Origin of the sequence: Pelagerythrobacter aerophilus (assembly GCF_003581645.1) — a bacterium.
GTDB classification, from domain to species: Bacteria; Pseudomonadota; Alphaproteobacteria; order Sphingomonadales; family Sphingomonadaceae; genus Pelagerythrobacter; species Pelagerythrobacter aerophilus.
Genome location: NZ_QXFK01000018.1, coordinates 165,142 through 182,704, shown reverse-complemented (window position 1 = coordinate 182,704; position 17,563 = coordinate 165,142). Strand labels below are relative to the sequence as shown.

Below are 17,563 nucleotides of genomic sequence, written 5' to 3'. Positions count from 1 at the left end.
AGGACCGGAGGACTCATGCACCGCTACCTGCTTGCGACGACTGCGATCGCCGCACTTGCCACGCCGCTTTCCGCCCAGACCGTGATTTCCGACGACCGCACTCAGCCGGTGCGGACTTCGACGATCAAGAGCGGTTCGCCCGACTCGATCCGCATCGACAAGAATGGCTCCGTCGTCGTCAGCAGCGGCACCGCGGTGACGATGGACAGCAACCACGGGGTCACCAACGAAGGCGAGATCAAGATCACCAATGCCAACGGCGCGACCGGCATTGCGGCCGCGGCAGGCGCGACCGGCAACATCGTCAATTCCGGCACGATCACGATCGACGAGACCTACACCCCCGAGGATATCGACAAGGACGGCGACCTCGATGGGCCGTTCGCGGTCGGCACCGGACGCGCGGGCATCCGTACGCTTGGTGCACACACGGGCGATCTCTCCAACAGCGGCAAGATCGTGGTGGAAGGCAATGATTCCGCGGGCATTGCGCTGGGTGGGCCGCTGACGGGCGATTTCACGCACAACGGCGAGACCAGCGTGCTTGGCAGCAACTCGGTTGCCGTCAGCGCCCAAGACATCACCGGCGACGTACGCCTGGCGGGCAAGGTGATCGCGCAGGGCGAAGGCGCGGTTGGCGCCCGCTTCGCAGGCGACGTCGACGGCGCGATGGTGGTTCAGGGGCAGGTCTCCTCGACTGGTTATCGCTATCCGACGCCGCCGTCGGATGCTTCGAAACTCGATGCCGACGACAAGCTCCAGGGCGGGTCGGCGCTGGTCATCGAGGGCAACGTGACCGGTGGAATCGTGCTGGCAGCCGCACCGAAGGACGCCGACAAAGACGACGCCGACGAGGACAAGGACGGCATCCCCGATGCCAACGAAGGCACGGCCGCGGTCGTCTCCGCCGGCGCAGCCCCGGCCATGGTGATCGGCGCCGCGGATCGCGACATCGCGATCGGTGCGGTTGCCGGTAGCGGTAACAACTTCGGTGTAATCGTCGAAGGTGCGATCACCGGTGACGGCGTCTATGCCGGCGTCGACGGCAACGGCCTCGTGATCGGCGGCCGCGGCGGTGCGGTAAGCATCGCGGGCGGCATTGCGAACTCGGGCACGATCGGTGCCAAGTCGGTCGATGCGAGTGCCACCGCGCTGCGGATCGGCGCCGATGCAACGGTGCCCGAGATCCGCAACTCCGGCACGATCGGCGCCAGCAGCGGCAAGACCGAGGATTCGGTCGCAACCGCGGTGGTGATCGACGAGGGGGCCAACGTGGCCACCATTCGCAACAGCGGCACGATCAAGGCGGCCGTGTCCGGCAAGGACGGCACGGCGACCGCGATCCTCGACCGCAGCGGCGGAGTCGAACTGGTCGAGAACAGCGGCGCGATTTCCGCAGGCGGAGCCGACGAGGACTCCGACCGCAACGTCGCGATCGATCTGACCGCGAATGCAACCGGCGCGACCGTTCGACAGACTGCGGTCGCCTCTGGCAAGGATGCGCCCTCGATCAAGGGCGACGTGCGCTTCGGTGCCGGCGACGACGTGTTCGAGATTGCCGATGGGACCGTCAGCGGCAACGTGACGTTCGGGGCCGGCAGCAACGAACTCGCGCTCTCCGGCGACGCCAAGCAGACCGGCACCGTCACCTTCGGCGGTGGCGCCGATACGATGAGCCTTGCGGGCTCCTCGGTATTCGACGGGACGGCCGACTTCGGCGGCGGCGCGGACGTGCTGACGCTGGCAGGCTCGGCGCGCTTCTCTGGCACGCTGACGAACGCCGGGAACCTTGCCGTCACCGTATCGGGCGGTGTGCTCGACCTGTCTCGCCCGACATCCATCGGCTCGCTCGAGGTGGGCTCGGGCGCGATCCTCAATGTCACGCTCGACAAGGATGCGGGCGAGGGCACTCTGATCGATGTCGCCGGTACCGCGACATTCGATGAGGACTCCAAGCTGCGCTTCCGCCTCGCCGATATCGATAGCGCGGAAGGGCGCTACGTCGTGCTCACCGCAGGCGATCTGCAGGTGGGGGACGAACTGACGGGCGATAACACGCTGCTTCCGTTCATGTACAAGGCCACCATCGATGCCGACGAAACCGCCAACGAACTGGCGGTCGAAATCGGGCGCAAAACCACCACGGAACTCGGCCTGAACCGGTCGCAGGCGAGCGCCTACGATGCGATTCTCGACGCGCTCGGCGAGGACGACGAGATCGCCGACGTCTTCCTCAACATCACCGACGAAAATGCCTTCCGTGACACCGTCACGCTAATGCTGCCGGACCACGCCGGCGGCGCGTTCGAAGGGGTCAGCCTGGGCACGCGGACCATGGCGCGCTTTCTTACCGATCCCCAGGGTCCGATCGAACCGTCGTCCAAGATCCACCTGATCTTCGACGCTGGCGGCTGGGGCTCGAACAAGGACGAAGGCGATACCGCCGCTTACGATCAGAGCGGCCTCGGCTTCGCTGCCGGCGCGGAGATCGCAACCGGCCTCGGTCGCTTCGGCGGCACCATCACCTATCTGTGGAATCGCCACGATATCGGCGACACCAGTTCGGTCCACTCCGGCACTTATGAGCTGGCCGCACACTGGGTCGGCAAGTGGGGCGGTCTGCAAACGTTTGCCCGCGCCGGCATCGGCATGGTGAACTTCGAAGGGACGCGTTATTTCGACGCGACTGTTGGCGAGGACACCATTTCGCGCGATGTCGAGCGCGAGTGGGACGGTACCGTCACCAGCTTCATGGGCGGCGCTTCATTCGAAGGTGGCGGACAGTTCTTCTTCTTCCGTCCCTCGGTCGTGGTCGACTACGTTCGGCTGAAGGAAGACGGCTACACCGATACTGGCGGCGGTGCAGGCCTGAATCTCACCGTTGCGGAGCGAACGAGCGACGAGTTTGCCGTCAACGGCGGCCTGACGCTCGGGGTCGATCTCAAGGGCATGCGCGCACGCGACACAAGCTGGTTCCGCGTCGAAGGCGAGGGCGGCTGGCGCGAGATCCTCGGCGGCGGATTGGGTGACACTACCGCGCAGTTCGAAGGCGGCGATCCGTTCACCCTTCAGGCGGAGCAGAGCGTCAACGGCTGGTATGCGCGCCTGCGTGCGATCGGCGGTGACGAGGCGTTCACGATCTCCGGCGAAGCCGGTGCCGAGGAACGTCACGACGACGTCGGCTTCACCCTGCGCGGCACCATCCGCATGGGTTTCTGAGCCCCCTAGCCCGCAGCTCGCTGTGGGCAGGTCGTGCCGCCCGGCTCCCGTCCAGCCGGGCGGCACGATTTCCGGCAGATCCGCCTCGTGCAGCCCCTCGCACCCAGCGTGCCCCTCTCTTGCGAATTCTTAACCGCTTTCGGTCATGAAGGGGGAATGGCCGGGGCAAAGCGCAGTGTTGAAGAGTCGGGTTTGCGGACTTTCGGGTTCGCGCTCGCGTTCTTCGCGGTAACCTCGCTCACCATCTATTCGACCCGTTTCAGCGGCGGCCTCGCGCTGGTCTGGTTCGGCACTGCGATCCTCGCGGCGCTGCTCGTCAACGTGCCCCCGCGCGCCTGGCCGCGCACGGTGATCTTCTTCGCGAGCCTCAGCATTTGCGCGACCACGCTGTTCGGCTTTGGTCCGCATGCAGCGATTCCGCTGGCGCTGGTCAACATGTGCGAGGCGACGCTCATCGCCGCGTTGCTCGTGCGGCTGCGGCCGGAGCGGGATTATTTCGAGAACTGGTCCGGCTTCGTGAAGCTGATCCTGATCGGCGGAATCGTCGGTCCGGCGTTGGCGTCGCTGCCGGGCGGAGGGCTCGTCGCGGCCGAAGTAGGGGGCGCATGGCGATATCATTCGGTTGAATGGTTTGCCGGCCACGGCCTCGGCACCTTGTTGGCTTTGCCGCTAGCGCTCCTGCTTGCACGCGGACGCCCTGGCGGGCTCATGAGGTTGCGCACACCGCGCGGCTGGTGGGAGTTTGCCGGCCTTTCGCTGGCCTGTGTCGGTGTCGCGTTTCTTGCGTTCTACCAGACGACCTATCCGGCCCTGTTCCTGCCAATCCTGCCGCTGATGGTCGCCTGCTTCCGGTTCGGGCGGATCGGGGCATCGGTCGCGGTCCTGCTGACCGCTCTGGTCGCCTCGGCCTCGCTGATCGCCGACGCCGGCCCGTTCGCGGCCCTTCCGGTCGCGCTGGCGGAAAAGGCCCTGTTCCTGCAGTTTTATCTCGTGGTCGTCTTGCTTGCCTCGTTGCCGGTCGCGACTGCGCTCAAGCACCGGGAAATACTGCACGCGAACATCCTGCATCGCGAAGCGCTGCAGCGGATGATCTCCGATCACTCCGACGACGCGCTGCTGAGCCTGGACGAAGCAGGGCGGATCCGCTTTGCTTCCCCCGCCAGCATGCGCCTCAGCGGAGCGGACGATCTCGAAGGGCTGCACCTGTCCATATTCTTCGATGATGCCGACGCGTCGCTGATCGCTGATGCGCTCGCGCAGGCGAGGGCAGCTCCGGGAGTGACCAAAGTCGTCGAGCGCCCCGTCGCGAAGGGAGGAGAGACGGTTTGGCTGGAGGCGAAAGTCCGCGCGGTCGAAGGGGGACAGACGGTTCCTGGCAGTTACGTCATTACCGTGCGCGATGTGACGGTCCGCAAGGAAGAAGAACTGCAGGCCATGCGCGATGCCTGCACCGACCCTTTGACGGGTCTGCCCAACCGCCGGGCGTTCCTGAAGGAACTGGAGCCAGCATTGGCGGGGGCGGACGAGCGCCCATTCTCACTCGCAATCATCGATCTCGATCATTTCAAGACCGTCAACGACCGCTACGGCCATGATGTCGGCGATCTCGTGCTCAAGCACGTCGCTAGAATCATGAAGCGCCTGTCGAACGACGAGTGCTTCTTCGCGCGGCTGGGCGGCGAGGAGTTCGGGATGATTGGACGGCACGAGGCCATTACAGCCTCGGCCGAGGTGTGCGAACGGCTGCGCGAAGCGATCAACGAGAACCAGATCCGCGACGCCGATGGCGGCATGTTCGGCGTTTCCGCGAGCATCGGCCTGGCGCACTTGCGCGAGCCGTGCAGCGCGACCCTGGCGCTCCAGACTGCGGATTCGCCCCTCTATTCGGCCAAGGCGGCGGGGCGGAACCGGGTCCATGTGGCGCAGGGACCGCTCGGCTGGAAATACCGGGCCGAGGGTACGCGCGACCGCCATCGGCTGCTTCAGTGCGTGTGAACCGACCTGTCGCCCGGCCGACGGCGGCCTAGATCTGGACGACCTGCTGCTCGATCTTGCCGAAGATCGAGTGACCCTCTTCGTCCTCCATCCAGATCGCCACGCTGTCGCCGGGCGCCATGAAGCGGGTCTTCGCTTCGCCCTGGGCGATCGTCTCGATCATGCGGATTTCGGCGATGCAGGAATAACCCGCGCCCCCTTCTGCGACGGGCTTGCCCGGGCCGCCGTCCGCATCCTGGTTTGAAATCGTGCCCGAGCCGATGATCGCGCCCGCGCCTAGGTTGCGCGTCTTCGCAGCATGCGCGACGAGGTCGGCGAGACTGAAAGTCGCGTCCTGGCCGACATTGGCGCGTCCGAACGGTTCGCCGTTGTAGTCGACCATCAGCGGGCGGTGGATCACGCTATCCTTCCATGCATCGCCCAGCTCATCCGGCGTGACCGCCACGGGGCTGAACGCGGTTGCGGGCTTGGACTGGAAGAACCCGAAGCCCTTGGCGAGCTCGCCCGGGATCAGGCCACGCAGGCTGACGTCATTGACCAGCATCAGCAGCTTGATGTGCTCCGCCGCCTGCTCGGGAGTAGTGCCCATCGGCACATCGTCGACGATGCAGGCCACCTCGCCTTCCATGTCGCAGCCCCAGGCGGTGTCCTTCAGCGGAATATCGGCGCGCGGGGGCAGGAAGTCGTCCGACCCGCCCTGATACATCAGCGGATCGTGGTAGAAACTTTCGGGCACCTCGGCGCCGCGCGCCTTGCGCACCAGTTCCACGTGATTGATGTAGGCGGAACCGTCGGCCCACTGATATGCGCGCGGCAGCGGCGAATGCGCCTCGCGCTCGTGGAAGCGCTCGCAGGGCACCGCCTGATGTTCGACATCGCGGTAGAGGACTTCGAGCTTCGGCGCCACCTCGGCCCAGTTGTCGAGCGCGTATTGCAGGGTCGGCGCGATATTGTCCGCCGCGCAGTAGCGGGTGATGTCCTTCGAGACGACGATCAGCTTGCCGTCGCGGGTTCCGTCGTTGAGGGTCGCGAGCTTCATCTCTCAATCCTTTTCCGGGCCGGAAAACTCGGGGTTGTCCGGCTGATTGTCGGGGTGGGCGCGCTGGAATTCCGGCAGCGCGAGGCACGCCGCTTCGATCCGCGCGATGTGGGGCGTGGCGCTCAAGTCGAGGGCGAACCGGCGCGCATTGTAGACCTGGGGCAGCAGCACGACCTCGAATAGGCCGGGCTGGTCGAACAGGTAATCGCCCGTGCCGAGCTGCGCCAGGCGCGCCTCGATCGGGGTAAAGGTGCGCGTGAGCCAGTGCCGGTACCAGGTATCGATCTGGTCCTGAGAGGCGCCGAAATGCTCCTTCAGGTACTTGAGGACCTGCAGGTTGTTGGGTGCATGGGTCTCGGTGGCGATGGCGTAGGCGAGCTCGCGTGCGGTGAAGCGCTGTTCGATGCCGTCGGGCAGCAGCGGACGTTCGGGGTAGGCTTCATCGAGCCATTCGAGCTGGGCCATCGATTGCGCCCGCTCGCGCCCGTCCGCCTCCAGCAGCGGGACGCTGCCGAAGGGGTTGCGGGCGGTGTAGGCTTCCCCCTTCTGCTCGGAGGTCACCAGGTTGACCGGCACGTAGTCGTAATCGAGCTGCTTCAGGTTCAGCGCGATCCGAAGGCGATAGCTCGTCGAGCTGCGATAGTATCCGAAGAGCTTCATCAGAACGCCGGAATTCCCGTGATCGCGCGGCCGAGGATCAGCGCGTGGACGTCGTGCGTGCCCTCGTACGTGTTGACCGTTTCGAGGTTCACCATGTGGCGGATCACCCGATATTCGTCGGAAATCCCGTTGCCGCCGTGCATGTCGCGCGCGGCGCGGGCGATGTCGAGCGCCTTGCCGACATTGTTGCGCTTGACGATCGAGATCATCTCGGGCGCGAACCGGCCCTCGTCCATCAGCCGGCCGACTTGCAGGCTGGACTGCAGGCCCAGCGCGATCTCGCTCATCATATTGGCGAGCTTGAGCTGGTAAAGTTGCTTGGAGGCCAGCGGAACGCCGAACTGCTGCCGGTCGAGCCCGTACTGGCGCGCGGCGTGGAAGCAGAACTCGGCCGCGCCCATGCTGCCCCACGAAATGCCGTAGCGCGCGCGGTTGAGGCAGCCGAACGGTCCCTTCAGGCCTTGTACTTCGGGCAGGAGCGCGTCAGCACCGACCTTGACCTCGTCCATCATGACCATGCCGGTGGTCGAGGCACGGAGCGAGAGCTTGCCCTCGATCTTCGGCGCCGAAAGTCCCGTCATGCCCTTCTCGAGCACGAAGCCGCGGATCGCGCCGCCATGCGCCTCGCTCTTGGCCCAGATCACGAAAACGTCGGCGAAAGGCGCGTTGGAAATCCACGTCTTCGAACCGGACAGCGAATAGCCGTCGCCGTCCTTTTTCGCGTAAGTCTTCATCGCGCCGGGGTCGGAGCCGGCGTCGGGCTCGGTCAGGCCGAAACAGCCGATCAGCTCGCCGCTGGCGAGTCCCGGCAGATACTTCCGCCGCTGCTCGTCCGAACCGTAGGCATGGATCGGATACATCACCAGGCTCGACTGCACGGAGGCCATCGAGCGATAACCCGAATCGACCCGCTCGATCTCGCGCGCGATCAGGCCGTAGGCGACGTAACCGGCACCGGCGCCGCCGTATTCCTCGGGGATCGTCGCACCGAGCAGACCGGCTCGGCCCATCAGCGGAAACAGCTCGGGCGCATCCGCCTCGTCGCGGAAAGCCTGCTGCACGCGCGGCTGCAATTCGCTCTGGGCGAAGGCGCGCGCGGCATCGCGGATCATCCGCTCGTCTTCGGTCAACTGCCCTTCGAGATCGAACGGGTCTTCCCAGCTGAACGGCACCATCCCGGCCATGGTTTCTCCTGTAACTGTCGCATTCCCCTTTGCAGGGTTGCGCGGCAGCGGCAAGCCCGGCGCGAGCGGCGGTGCGCACCGAGCGGAGAAATGCGGCTGACGCCGTGTCCGGCAGCCGGGCGTCCCGGGAAATTCAGTGCGCGCTGAGCGCCTTCTGCACCTTGGCGAGCATGACGCTGGGCGGGCAGGGCTTGGAGCAGGCGATCGCAGCGGGGTAGCGCCTGCGGACTTCTTCGGGCGTGAACTGGCCGGAGTGGAAGATGACAGGGACGTCCTCCGCCATCAGGGCTTCTGCCAGCGGAAAGGCGTCGCCGTCCTCGAGCTCGACGTCGAGAATGGCCAGGTCGGGCCGGGACTTCTGTACGGCCAGCATCGCCGTGGAAATTTCCGAATGCGGGCCCTCGACCTCGAAGCCGGCCTCCTCGACCGTGTCGCACAAGTCGAACGCGACGATGAACTCGTCCTCGGCAACCAGAATACGCGGATGATTCATCATGGTTTCCTGCAGGTAATCGATCGGATTTGATCGAACTAACCTGTCACGGACCCGATCGTTCCCATATCGGTCGATCGCGTTTTCTCAGAGCTTGCCGAATTTCTCTTCGTATCCGGTCGTATTCCCCTCGGCCAGAAGGCGCGCCTGCTCGACCCAGTTATCGCGCCTGATGCGTCCCTGGAAGCGGCCGAGTTGGGCATCGACCCGGTCGATGTCCGCATCGTTCCAGGCGGCGATCTGCGCAAAGCTCGTGACGCCGAGCGAGACGAGCAGTTCGTTGAGCTTGCCGCCGACTCCCTTGATCCGCGTGAGATCATCGCCCGCTGCGGGCTCGGGCACGGAAGGCGCAGCACGGGCTTCCGCCTCCGCAGCCGCGACCTCCTCTGCCGCCTTGACCTGCTGCGCTTCCACTGCAGCAGCAACCGCCGTCCCGGCGCCGGCCACGCCAGGCGGTACCGCCGGCGGCTGCATCGATGCTGCGGGCGGCGCGTCGATCAGCGCCTGATTGCGCGCCGCGGGCGCTGCGCCTTCCTCGAGTACATCCGCACCGCTGCGGTCGCGCACCTGCGTTTTGCGGGACGAGGCGAATATCCACCACGCGATCGCAATGCCCAGCAACAGCGCCACCACGAATAGCGGCCACCAGGTTTCCACCATCTGCATCATGCCCTCATTCTCCCAGATCGTCCGAAGCGCGCCCCCAGATCAGCCAGCCCAGCCCGAGGCCGGCCGCATAGGCTGCGAGCAGCATTACCATCAATTCGAACCAGATCGCCATGTCAGCGCGCGCCCGGCAAATCGATGGGCGAGATTGCGATCGGCTCTGTCGCGACTACGGAAAATTCGATCCGGCGGTTGGCGGGGTCCGTCGGAGCCAGACCCTCGACGGGTTCGCTCGATCCCACGCCGCGGGTGCGAAGCCCGTCTCCCGGTATTCCGCGCGCGATCAGGGCCTGGCGGACGGCTTGGGCGCGCTCCATCGATAGCGCGAGATTGCCTGGCTCGGGCCCCGAGCTGTCGGTGTGTCCCGTAATGGCGATGATGCTGCCGAGGCAGGGACGCAGGGCCCTTGCGACCTCGTCGAGCAGTTCCTGGCTGGCGCTGTCGATCGTGCTGCGCGATTCTTCGAACCGGATGGTCCGCGCGCGAAGCAGGGCATCGACATCGTCCTGGCAATGGGTGGGCGTGTACTCCGTACCGCCTGAATGAGCGCGCACTTCGCCGTCGGCCCACCTGACTCCGCCCACTCCCGGCACCGCGGCGACGGCGCGCGCAATTCTGGTGCGCATATTCTCGTCCAGCTCTTCGCCGCCCTCGAGTATCGGATGCCGCGACGGCCAGCTGGACGGGGAGACGAACCGCGCTTCTACGCCATCCGCGCCCGTCTCCTCGATCGCTTGCGCGGCTTGTTCCGCGAGTTCGGCTTGCAGTTCTTTGGCCGACATCGCCGCTCCGGCCATCGCGAGCGCGCCCGTGGCGAGGGCGCCGGCCACGATGGCGATGGAGGGGCGGACAGGCATGCCGGCGCTTTAGCGGGCGGCGGCGCAAGGGGAAAGGGCGAGGTCAAGAAGCCTTGCCTCACGCCTCCGCGGCATCTTCTCCGCCGAGATTCTTGCGAAAGAGCACCCGGTCTTCCGGGCCGAAGCCCTTGCGCCAGATGATCCAGCCGTAGGTGAGCAGGATCAGCGGAATGCCGAAGATAAGCTCCGCCCATTCGGGCATGCGCGTTGCGAGGTAGCCCACCGCGATGGCTGGGACCGCGGCCCACACGAGCGCCCAGCGCCAGTTGTTCACCCGCTCGCCCAGAATACGCGAAAGCACCCAGGCCTTGACCAGCGAAGCGGCGCCGAGCGCCGTCATCAGCGCGATCGCCGCGCCTGCCGCCTTGTAGGGTTCGCCGAGTTCCAGCCGCTCCATCAGCAGGATCGCGGTCACTGTCAGAATGCCCTGGAGGACGATCGTGCCGACCGAGATCGCCAGATTGCGCTTGCGGGCGACATAGACCAGCGCTGCCTCCGAAACGACGGCAGTTGCTGCGACGACTTCCGCGGCCAGCAGGAAGGCGAGCGCCCCTGTGCCGCCGACGAAGTTGGGGCCGACGAGCCCCATCACCGCTTCGCCCGGGACGCCGAGCGCCAGCGCGATCCCCGCTTGCGCCGCGACGATCCAGAAGCCCACCTGGCACACCTGCCGGGCGATCGCCGGGTAGTTCTTCTCTTTGAGATTGCGCGTGATGACGGGGCCGAGGATCGGCTCGAAGCTGGTCTTGAGCTTCTGCGGCAGGCTCGCAACCTGCTGCGCGATATAGTAGATGCCGACCGCGGACGGCGTTGCAAACAGGCCGAGGATGAAGATGTCGAGCCGCCGCGTGCCCCATTCGATGGCGTCCGCGGTTGCGAGCGGAAACGCGCGGGCGGACATTCGCCACATGCCGCCGGGGCTGGGCCGCCATTGGCGTGGCAGGCCGTAGGTCTTGAGGAACGGCCATGCCGCCGTGAACATCCCGGCGTAGATCGAGGCGATATAGGCCAGCGACAGGCCCGACTGCGGGATCAGGTAGAAGAACACCCCTGCCATGATCGAGATGGTCCACGGCTCGACGACCGCCCGCGCACGCACGGTGGCCCCAATGTCGTAGCGATAGGCCTGTGCGGCGAGCAGAATTTCGGTCAGGGCATAAGCGGGAATCGCGGTGACGAGCAGCTTGTCGAGTGTGCTGTACTGTCCAGCCGGGAACATCGGTGCGGGAACGAACCACAGGAACACGCCGGCGACGGACGACAGGAGAACGGCCAGCAACATGCTGTCGAACACAAGGTTCGCCGGGCGGATCCCTTCGCCTTCGGACAAGCGCTGCGCCAGACCGCGCTTCTCGCCCATCGAACAGACCAGCGCGAGCAGCTCGACCACCACCAGGGCGGAGGCGAAGCGGCCCAGTTCGGCCGCGCCGTAGAGCCGCCCTGCAATGAACAGGAACGGCACCCGCGCGGCGAGCCGCAGCAGGAAGCCGATGAAGTTCGTTCGCCCGCCTTTCGCGAGCGCGGCGATGTCGCCCTGCTGCGCGGCCTCGGTCACGCAAGACCTTCCTGTTCGGCGCGCAACGGGCGGGATAGCAGTTCGCTGACGATATCCCGCGCGGGCGCGCCGCCCAGCAGGCGATAAACGGCCGCGGCGATCGGCATGGCGATGCCGTGGCGGGCGGCGAGTTCGGTCAGCACCGGCGCGGTATGTGCGCCTTCGGCCACCGTGCGCCGGTCGGCCATCAGCGCTTCGGCCGACTGCCCTTCGCCCAGCGCCTTGCCGAGCGAGAAGTTGCGGCTCGAGGTAGAGGAGCAAGTGAGCACGAGATCGCCCAGGCCGCACAGGCCGGCCAGCGTCTCGGCCCGTGCGCCGAGGGCCTCGCCGAAGCGCAGCATCTCCGCATAGCCGCGCGCGATCAGCGCCGCGCGGGCGTTCTGGCCGAGCTGCAGGCCATCGACCACGCCGCAGGCGATCGCGAGCACATTCTTCACCGCGCCGCCGATCTCGGCTCCCGTCACATCGTCGGTGTAGTAGGGACGGAACGAGGGGCGGGCGATGACCGGAGCGATTCGGTCCCACTGCGCCTCGCCGCCGCTGCATGCGAGCGTCACGGCGGTCGGCAAGCCGGCGGCAACCTCGTGCGCGAATGTCGGGCCGGACAGGATTGCGGTCTCGCTTTCAGGCGCGGCGGCTACGGCCACTTCGTTCATCAGGCGGCCGGTCCCGGCCTCGATACCCTTGCTGCAGAGCACCAGATCACGTGGTGGTTGTGGCAAGCTTTTGAGCACTTTGCCGAGATGCTGTGCGGGCGTGACGGCGAGAACGACCGAGCACGCCAACAGATCGCTCAACGTATCGGTAGCCCGGATCGAGGATGCCAGCTCGGCCGACGGCAGATAGAGGGAATTGCGGCGAGTCGCATTGATCTCTTCGACCAGCGCGGCCTCTCGCGCCCAGAGCAGCACGTCCCGCCCGTCCGATGCGAGCATCTGCGCCAGCGCGGTGCCCCATGCCCCCGCACCGATCACCCCGACCGGGGTCTGGCCGCTCATGCCTTGTATCCCGCGCCGCGCACCGGTTCGGCCTCGGGATCGAGCGGCCAGCGCGGCCGCGCAGCGATATCGAGCGGATCCGACTGACCGAGCCGCTCGCAGCCGGCCCACGCGATCATCGCCGCATTGTCGGTGCATAGCGCCATCGGCGGGGCGACGAAGCGCATGCCGCGTTCCGAAGCGAACCGTTCGAGCGCTTCGCGGATCGTCTGGTTGGCGGCGACACCGCCGGCGACGACGAGCGCGGGCACGGGCTCCATGGCATCGAGTGCGACCCGCAGCCGGTCGAGCACGCAATCGAGCGCGGCCTGCTGGAAGCTCGCGGCGAGATCGGCATCGCGATGCTGCCCGCTCTCCTTCGCGCGCAGGACGGCGCTCTTGAGTCCGGCGAAGCTGAAATGCGGCTCTCCGCTGTCGACGAGCGGGCGGGGAAGGGGGACGGCGCGCGGATCGCCTTCGTGGGCGAGCCGCTCGACCGCGGGTCCGCCCGGGAAGCCGAGGCCGAGGATCTTGGCGGTCTTGTCGAACGCCTCGCCCAAGGCGTCGTCGATCGTCGTCGCGAGGCGACGGTAGTGCCCGACGCCCTCCACGCGCAGGATCTGGCAGTGCCCGCCCGAGACGAGCAGCAGCGCATAGGGAAATTCGAGATCGGGATCGGCGAGACGCGGCGAGAGCGCATGGCCTTCGAGATGGTTGACCGCGATCAGCGGCACGTCGCCGGCCATGGCAAGCGCTTTCGCGCTCACCAGCCCAACCATAACGCCGCCGATCAACCCTGGGCCGGCGGTCGCGGCGATCGCGTCCAGCTCGGCCAGCGACAGGCCTGCCTCGTCCATCACCGCTTCGATCATCGGCGCGAGCCGTTCGGCATGCGCGCGCGCCGCGATCTCGGGCACCACGCCGCCGTAGGGCGCGTGACTCTCGTCCTGCGACGCAATGCGCTGCGCGACGATCCGCCTGTCGGTGGTGACGAGGGCCGCCGCTGTCTCGTCGCAGCTCGATTCGATGCCAAGCACGATCCCCATGATGCTTCCCCTGAACAAATTGCCTCGCTAGGGCAAGCGCCGCCCATGACCGACCAGCCAAAGCTTCGCCTCGGAACCCGTCAATCGCCGCTTGCCATGGCACAGGCAGGCGAGGCGCGGGACCGCTTGTGCGCGGCCCACGGATGGCCGGAAAGCGCCGTTGAGCTCGTGCCGGTACGCGCCAGCGGCGACAAGGTGCAGGATCGCCCTCTGGCCGAGATCGGCGGCAAGGCGCTGTGGACCAAGGAACTCGACGAATGGATCGCCGAAGGGCGTATCGACGCGGCGGTCCACTCGATGAAGGATGTCGAGACGATCCGCCCCGCCAGTCTCGCCATCGCCGCGGTCCTCCCCCGCGCGGACGTGCGCGATGTGCTGATCGGCGCGGCGAGCGTGGCGCAGATCCCGCGCGGTGCGCGCGTGGGGACGAGCGCCCCGCGCCGGGCGGCACAGATGTTCCATCACCGGCCCGACTGCGAAGTGGTGATGTTCCGCGGCAACGTCGCGACCCGCTTGGCGAAACTGGCGGCGGGCGAAGCCGATGTGACGCTGCTCGCCGCAGCGGGCCTCGCGCGGCTGGGCAAGCGCGGCGTCGGCACGTTGCTCGATCCGAGCGAATGGCTGCCCGCCCCCGCACAGGGTGCGATCGGAATCGAGTGCCGCGCCGACGACGCGGCGACCCGCGCGCTAGTTGCTGCCGTCGACGACGCGCCGTCGCGCGCGACGGTCATGGCCGAGCGTGCGCTGCTCGCCGCCCTCGGCGGCACGTGTCATAGCCCGGTCGCCGCACATTCGACGCTGCGGGGAGAAGATATCGTTCTGCGTGCAGCCCTGTTCAGTCCGGACGGCGCGGAGCGAGTGAACGGCGAATGTAGGTTCGCCGCCGCCGGTGGCGATGCGGGAGCGCCTGCGCGGCTGGCTGCCGATCTTCTCGCACGCGCAAGCGCCGGTATTGCAGCCCATTTCGGCGGAGCAACGTGAGCGGTACGATCTTCGCAATCCGGCCCGAGCCGGGGCTTTCGGCCACTGTCGAGGCTGGGCTGACGATGGGAATCCGGATCGAGGGCTGTCCGCTCGCCGAAATTCACCCGCTGCCTTGGCAAGCGCCGGATGAGGCGGAATTCGATGCGCTTCTGCTCGGTAGCGCCAATGCGGTGCGGCACGCCGGCCCTCAGCTCGCACGATGGCGCGGGCGCGCGGCGCATGTTGTGGGCGAGGCGACGGCGCAGGCGGCGCGGACAGCAGGGCTCTCGGTCGTTTCGGTAGGACGGGGGCATCTGCAGCCGATGCTCGACGATCTCGCGCAAGAAGCCCCCCTGCGGTTGCTGCGGCTGACGGGCGAGGCGCATGTGCCTGTCACGCCGCCGGAAAACGTCTCGATCGACACCCGTGTGATCTACCATGTGGTCCACCTTCCGGTCCCGCCCGAATTTGCGGCACGCCTTGCACAGGGCGGGATCGTCCTGCTCCATTCGGGCGAGGCCGCTCGCCACTTCTCGGCCGAATGCGACCGCGTGGGCATCGCGCGCGAGGCGATCTCGCTGGCAGCCCTCGCACCCCGTATAGGCCAGGCCGCAGGCTCCGGGTGGCAGCGGGTGGAGACAGCCGACCAGCCGACGGACAGCGCGCTGCTGGCCTTGGTCCGCGACATATGCCATTGACGAGTGCGCGCTGGCACCCTTGAAAGCGCGCGGGTCGCAGAACGGAATTCGATGGATAGATATTCGCCCCCAAGCCGCGCGAGCGGTTCTTTGAAGCCGATCCTGGTCGTGGCGATCGCGGCCTTCCTGCTCGGGGCGCTGGTCGTCGGTTATTTCGCGTGGACTTCCGGCTTCCGCTTCGGATGGGGAGATGCATCCGATGTCGTGGAGCAGCCCGCGGAGGCTACTCCCGAACCGCAGCCGATACTCGCCCCCACGCCCACTCCCTCGCCGACCGCGTCTGCTGCTGCGAGCGATACGGCCGAACGGGTGGCGGAACAGCAGGGCGGGATTGACCAGCGCCTGGCTGCGGCGGAGCAGCGCCTGTCACGCCTGGATCTCCAGGCGCAGGCGGCAGCGGGCAATGCGGCGCGCGCGGAAGGGCTGCTGATCGCATTCGCGGCGCGCCGCTCGCTCGATCGCGGGGCCGATCTCGGCTATCTCGCCGACCAGCTTCGCCTGCGTTTCGGCGACGCGAAGCCCAATTCGGTCGAGACCATCATCGCCTTCTCCCGCAATCCGATAACGGTCGACGTGCTCGTGGCCCGCCTCGAAGGTCTCGCGCCGGAATTGACCGAGGCCACGGACGATCCGCTGATCGAGCGCCTCGGGAACGAATTGAGCCAGCTTTTCGTCATCCGCCGTGAGACCACGCCCTCGCCGCGCCCCGAACGGCGCATAGAGCGCGCGCGGTTCTTCCTTGAAAGCGGGCGTGTGAACAAGGCGATCGAGGAAGTCCGCAACCTGCCCGGTGCCGAACAGGCGAAACGCTGGATTGCAGATGCCGAGCGGTACGTGGCGGCGCAGCGTGCGCTCGACCTGATTGAGACCTCGGCGGTGCTTGAGCCTCGGCGCCTGCGCGATGGGGCGGGCAACACGATCACACAGCCGAGCCCGGCGAGCAGCGCCGCCGAGGAGCAGTAACCGCTGCGATCAGGCGCGCATCAGCTCGGGCACGTCTCCTGACACGCCGCGCGCTTCGTCCATGAACCAGTGCTTGAGCGCGGGCACGCGCTGCACTCCCGCCATGCCGAAGCGGCGCACTGCCGAGGCCGTCCGTCCCGGAATGCCGAACAGGCGCGTGAGCCCGTCGGTCGCCAGCGCGACCATGAACGAGTCCAGCCCTCGCCAGCGTTCGTAACGCGCCAGCAGTTGCGCATCGCCGGGATCGAGCCCGAGCCGCATTCCTTCGACCAGCACTTCGACGAGCGCCCCGACGTCGCGCAGGCCCAGGTTGAGCCCCTGTCCTGCGATCGGATGGATGCCGTGCGCCGCGTCGCCGACCAGCGCCAGGCGGCGGTCCGCCACCCGGGCGGTATGGTGGAAGCCGAGCGGGAACGACGAGCGCGGGCCGACGCTGCGAATTTCGCCGAACAGATCGCCCATGCGCTTTTCCACTTCGGCCAGGAAGGCCCGGTTGGATAGCTTGAGGGTACCGGCGGCATCTTTCTCGTCGACCGTCCAGACCAGCGCGCTGCGGTGCGCGCCATCGTCGCCGTCGCGCATCGGCAGCAGCGCGAAGGGGCCGGCCGGGTAGAATATCTCCCACGCGACCCCGCCATGAGCCTTGGCGTGTTCGAGCCCGGCGATGATCGCGCGGTGGCCGTATTGCCACTTCGCGACCTTCACGCCAGCCTCTTCCCGGGTGGGGGACATGCGGCCTTCGGCACCGACCATCAGGGCGGCGTGCAAGGTGCGCCCGTCGGCCAGCGTGGCAGAGACCGCATGCTCCCCGCGGTCGCGGGCGATGACTTCGGTCTTCGCGCGCCAGGCAATCAGCGGTTGCGCGGCCGCGGCTTCGAACAGGGCGAGGCGCAGCGTGCGGTTGGCGAACATGCGCCCGAGCGATCCTTCGTAAGTCTCGGGCTGGAAATCGATCCGTCCGGGCTTGAGCTGGTCGCTCACCGCGATCGATTCGATCCGGCAGCCGTGCGGTTCGAGCGCGGAGGCGAGACCGATGTTGGTGAACAGGTTCCAGCTCGCGGTCGAGATCGCGCTCGCACGGCCGTCGAACCCTTCGGCGGTGAGCTCCGCAGGGTCGGCGCGGTCGACGACATGACTCGACAAGCCCTTGCGCGCAGCGGCAAGAGCCAGCGTCATTCCCACCAGGCCACCGCCCAGGATCAGCAGATCGCGCTTGTCGTCCATCGCCTTCTCATTGCAGGAATCTCC

General features: G+C 67.2%; 15 protein-coding genes. 5 read left to right on the top strand and 10 right to left on the bottom strand.

The annotated features are described in order from the left end of the window. Positions 1 to 15 precede the first annotated feature (15 nt). A complete protein-coding gene (locus tag D2V04_RS11705) occupies positions 16 to 3,219 on the top strand; it encodes an autotransporter outer membrane beta-barrel domain-containing protein (RefSeq protein WP_119513875.1) in 3,204 nt (1,067 codons plus the stop codon). 156 nt (positions 3,220 to 3,375) lie between these two features. Then, a complete protein-coding gene (locus D2V04_RS11700) occupies positions 3,376 to 5,214 on the top strand; it encodes a sensor domain-containing diguanylate cyclase (RefSeq protein WP_119513874.1) in 1,839 nt (612 codons plus the stop codon). Positions 5,215 to 5,242: 28 nt separating this feature from the next. Here D2V04_RS11700 and D2V04_RS11695 read toward each other — a convergent pair whose 3' ends face one another. From D2V04_RS11695 to tsaD, 9 genes are all read right to left on the bottom strand, one after another. Then, positions 5,243 to 6,253, bottom strand: coding sequence for a fumarylacetoacetate hydrolase family protein (locus tag D2V04_RS11695; protein ID WP_119513873.1), 1,011 nt, complete (start codon positions 6,251 to 6,253; stop codon positions 5,243 to 5,245). A gap of 3 nt (positions 6,254 to 6,256) precedes the next feature. Next, positions 6,257 to 6,913: a maleylacetoacetate isomerase gene (gene maiA / locus D2V04_RS11690; protein WP_119513872.1), complete on the bottom strand. Its 657-nt coding sequence runs from the start codon at positions 6,911 to 6,913 to the stop codon at positions 6,257 to 6,259. Further along, the gene (locus tag D2V04_RS11685; RefSeq protein WP_119514254.1) at positions 6,913 to 8,088 is read right to left on the bottom strand and encodes an acyl-CoA dehydrogenase; all 1,176 of its coding nucleotides are present in this window, start codon (positions 8,086 to 8,088) and stop codon (positions 6,913 to 6,915) included. The genes maiA and D2V04_RS11685 overlap by 1 nt, the downstream gene beginning before the upstream one ends. Positions 8,089 to 8,230: 142 nt before the next feature. Then, positions 8,231 to 8,590: a response regulator gene (locus D2V04_RS11680; protein ID WP_119514253.1), complete on the bottom strand. Its 360-nt coding sequence runs from the start codon at positions 8,588 to 8,590 to the stop codon at positions 8,231 to 8,233. An 87-nt stretch (positions 8,591 to 8,677) separates the two neighbouring features. Then, entirely contained in the window at positions 8,678 to 9,259 is a 582-nt protein-coding gene (locus D2V04_RS11675; RefSeq protein WP_119513871.1) for a hypothetical protein, read from the bottom strand. 113 nt (positions 9,260 to 9,372) lie between these two features. After that, a complete protein-coding gene (locus D2V04_RS11670) occupies positions 9,373 to 10,113 on the bottom strand; it encodes an OmpA family protein (RefSeq protein WP_119513870.1) in 741 nt (246 codons plus the stop codon). A gap of 58 nt (positions 10,114 to 10,171) precedes the next feature. Continuing rightward, positions 10,172 to 11,668 carry a lipopolysaccharide biosynthesis protein gene (locus D2V04_RS11665; protein ID WP_228766397.1) on the bottom strand — a complete coding sequence of 499 codons (1,497 nt, stop codon included), beginning with the start codon at positions 11,666 to 11,668 and terminating at the stop codon, positions 10,172 to 10,174. Then, complete coding sequence (locus D2V04_RS11660) at positions 11,665 to 12,666, bottom strand: NAD(P)H-dependent glycerol-3-phosphate dehydrogenase (RefSeq protein ID WP_119513869.1); 1,002 nt, start codon at positions 12,664 to 12,666, stop codon at positions 11,665 to 11,667. Before D2V04_RS11660 ends, D2V04_RS11665 begins: the two co-directional genes overlap by 4 nt. After that, positions 12,663 to 13,691 carry a tRNA (adenosine(37)-N6)-threonylcarbamoyltransferase complex transferase subunit TsaD gene (gene tsaD, locus D2V04_RS11655; protein ID WP_119513868.1) on the bottom strand — a complete coding sequence of 343 codons (1,029 nt, stop codon included), beginning with the start codon at positions 13,689 to 13,691 and terminating at the stop codon, positions 12,663 to 12,665. The genes D2V04_RS11660 and tsaD overlap by 4 nt, the downstream gene beginning before the upstream one ends. Before the next feature lie 45 nt (positions 13,692 to 13,736). Between tsaD and hemC the strand changes: the two genes are divergently transcribed. From hemC to D2V04_RS11640, 3 genes are read left to right on the top strand one after another with little or no spacing between them, the layout of a single operon-like run. Continuing rightward, positions 13,737 to 14,672: a hydroxymethylbilane synthase gene (gene hemC / locus D2V04_RS11650; protein WP_119513867.1), complete on the top strand. Its 936-nt coding sequence runs from the start codon at positions 13,737 to 13,739 to the stop codon at positions 14,670 to 14,672. After that, positions 14,669 to 15,352 carry a uroporphyrinogen-III synthase gene (locus D2V04_RS11645; RefSeq protein WP_119513866.1) on the top strand — a complete coding sequence of 228 codons (684 nt, stop codon included), beginning with the start codon at positions 14,669 to 14,671 and terminating at the stop codon, positions 15,350 to 15,352. The genes hemC and D2V04_RS11645 overlap by 4 nt, the downstream gene beginning before the upstream one ends. 51 nt (positions 15,353 to 15,403) lie before the next feature. After that, the gene (locus tag D2V04_RS11640; RefSeq protein WP_119513865.1) at positions 15,404 to 16,315 is read left to right on the top strand and encodes an MICOS complex subunit MIC60; all 912 of its coding nucleotides are present in this window, start codon (positions 15,404 to 15,406) and stop codon (positions 16,313 to 16,315) included. Positions 16,316 to 16,324: 9 nt separating this feature from the next. Here the strand turns inward: D2V04_RS11640 and D2V04_RS11635 are convergent, their stop codons facing one another. Then, positions 16,325 to 17,539 carry an FAD-dependent monooxygenase gene (locus D2V04_RS11635; protein WP_119513864.1) on the bottom strand — a complete coding sequence of 405 codons (1,215 nt, stop codon included), beginning with the start codon at positions 17,537 to 17,539 and terminating at the stop codon, positions 16,325 to 16,327. Positions 17,540 to 17,563 lie beyond the last annotated feature (24 nt).

Coding starts and splice junctions, on each gene's coding strand:
- D2V04_RS11635 (WP_119513864.1), bottom strand. CDS start 17,539: ATGGACGACAAGCGCGATCTGCTGATCCTGGGCGGTGGCCTGGTGGGA.
- maiA (WP_119513872.1), bottom strand. CDS start 6,913: ATGAAGCTCTTCGGATACTATCGCAGCTCGACGAGCTATCGCCTTCGG.
- D2V04_RS11705 (WP_119513875.1), top strand. CDS start 16: ATGCACCGCTACCTGCTTGCGACGACTGCGATCGCCGCACTTGCCACG.
- D2V04_RS11680 (WP_119514253.1), bottom strand. CDS start 8,590: ATGAATCATCCGCGTATTCTGGTTGCCGAGGACGAGTTCATCGTCGCG.
- tsaD (WP_119513868.1), bottom strand. CDS start 13,691: ATGGGGATCGTGCTTGGCATCGAATCGAGCTGCGACGAGACAGCGGCG.
- D2V04_RS11700 (WP_119513874.1), top strand. CDS start 3,376: ATGGCCGGGGCAAAGCGCAGTGTTGAAGAGTCGGGTTTGCGGACTTTC.
- D2V04_RS11640 (WP_119513865.1), top strand. CDS start 15,404: ATGGATAGATATTCGCCCCCAAGCCGCGCGAGCGGTTCTTTGAAGCCG.
- D2V04_RS11695 (WP_119513873.1), bottom strand. CDS start 6,253: ATGAAGCTCGCGACCCTCAACGACGGAACCCGCGACGGCAAGCTGATC.
- D2V04_RS11660 (WP_119513869.1), bottom strand. CDS start 12,666: ATGAGCGGCCAGACCCCGGTCGGGGTGATCGGTGCGGGGGCATGGGGC.
- D2V04_RS11670 (WP_119513870.1), bottom strand. CDS start 10,113: ATGCCTGTCCGCCCCTCCATCGCCATCGTGGCCGGCGCCCTCGCCACG.
- D2V04_RS11675 (WP_119513871.1), bottom strand. CDS start 9,259: ATGATGCAGATGGTGGAAACCTGGTGGCCGCTATTCGTGGTGGCGCTG.
- hemC (WP_119513867.1), top strand. CDS start 13,737: ATGACCGACCAGCCAAAGCTTCGCCTCGGAACCCGTCAATCGCCGCTT.
- D2V04_RS11685 (WP_119514254.1), bottom strand. CDS start 8,088: ATGGTGCCGTTCAGCTGGGAAGACCCGTTCGATCTCGAAGGGCAGTTG.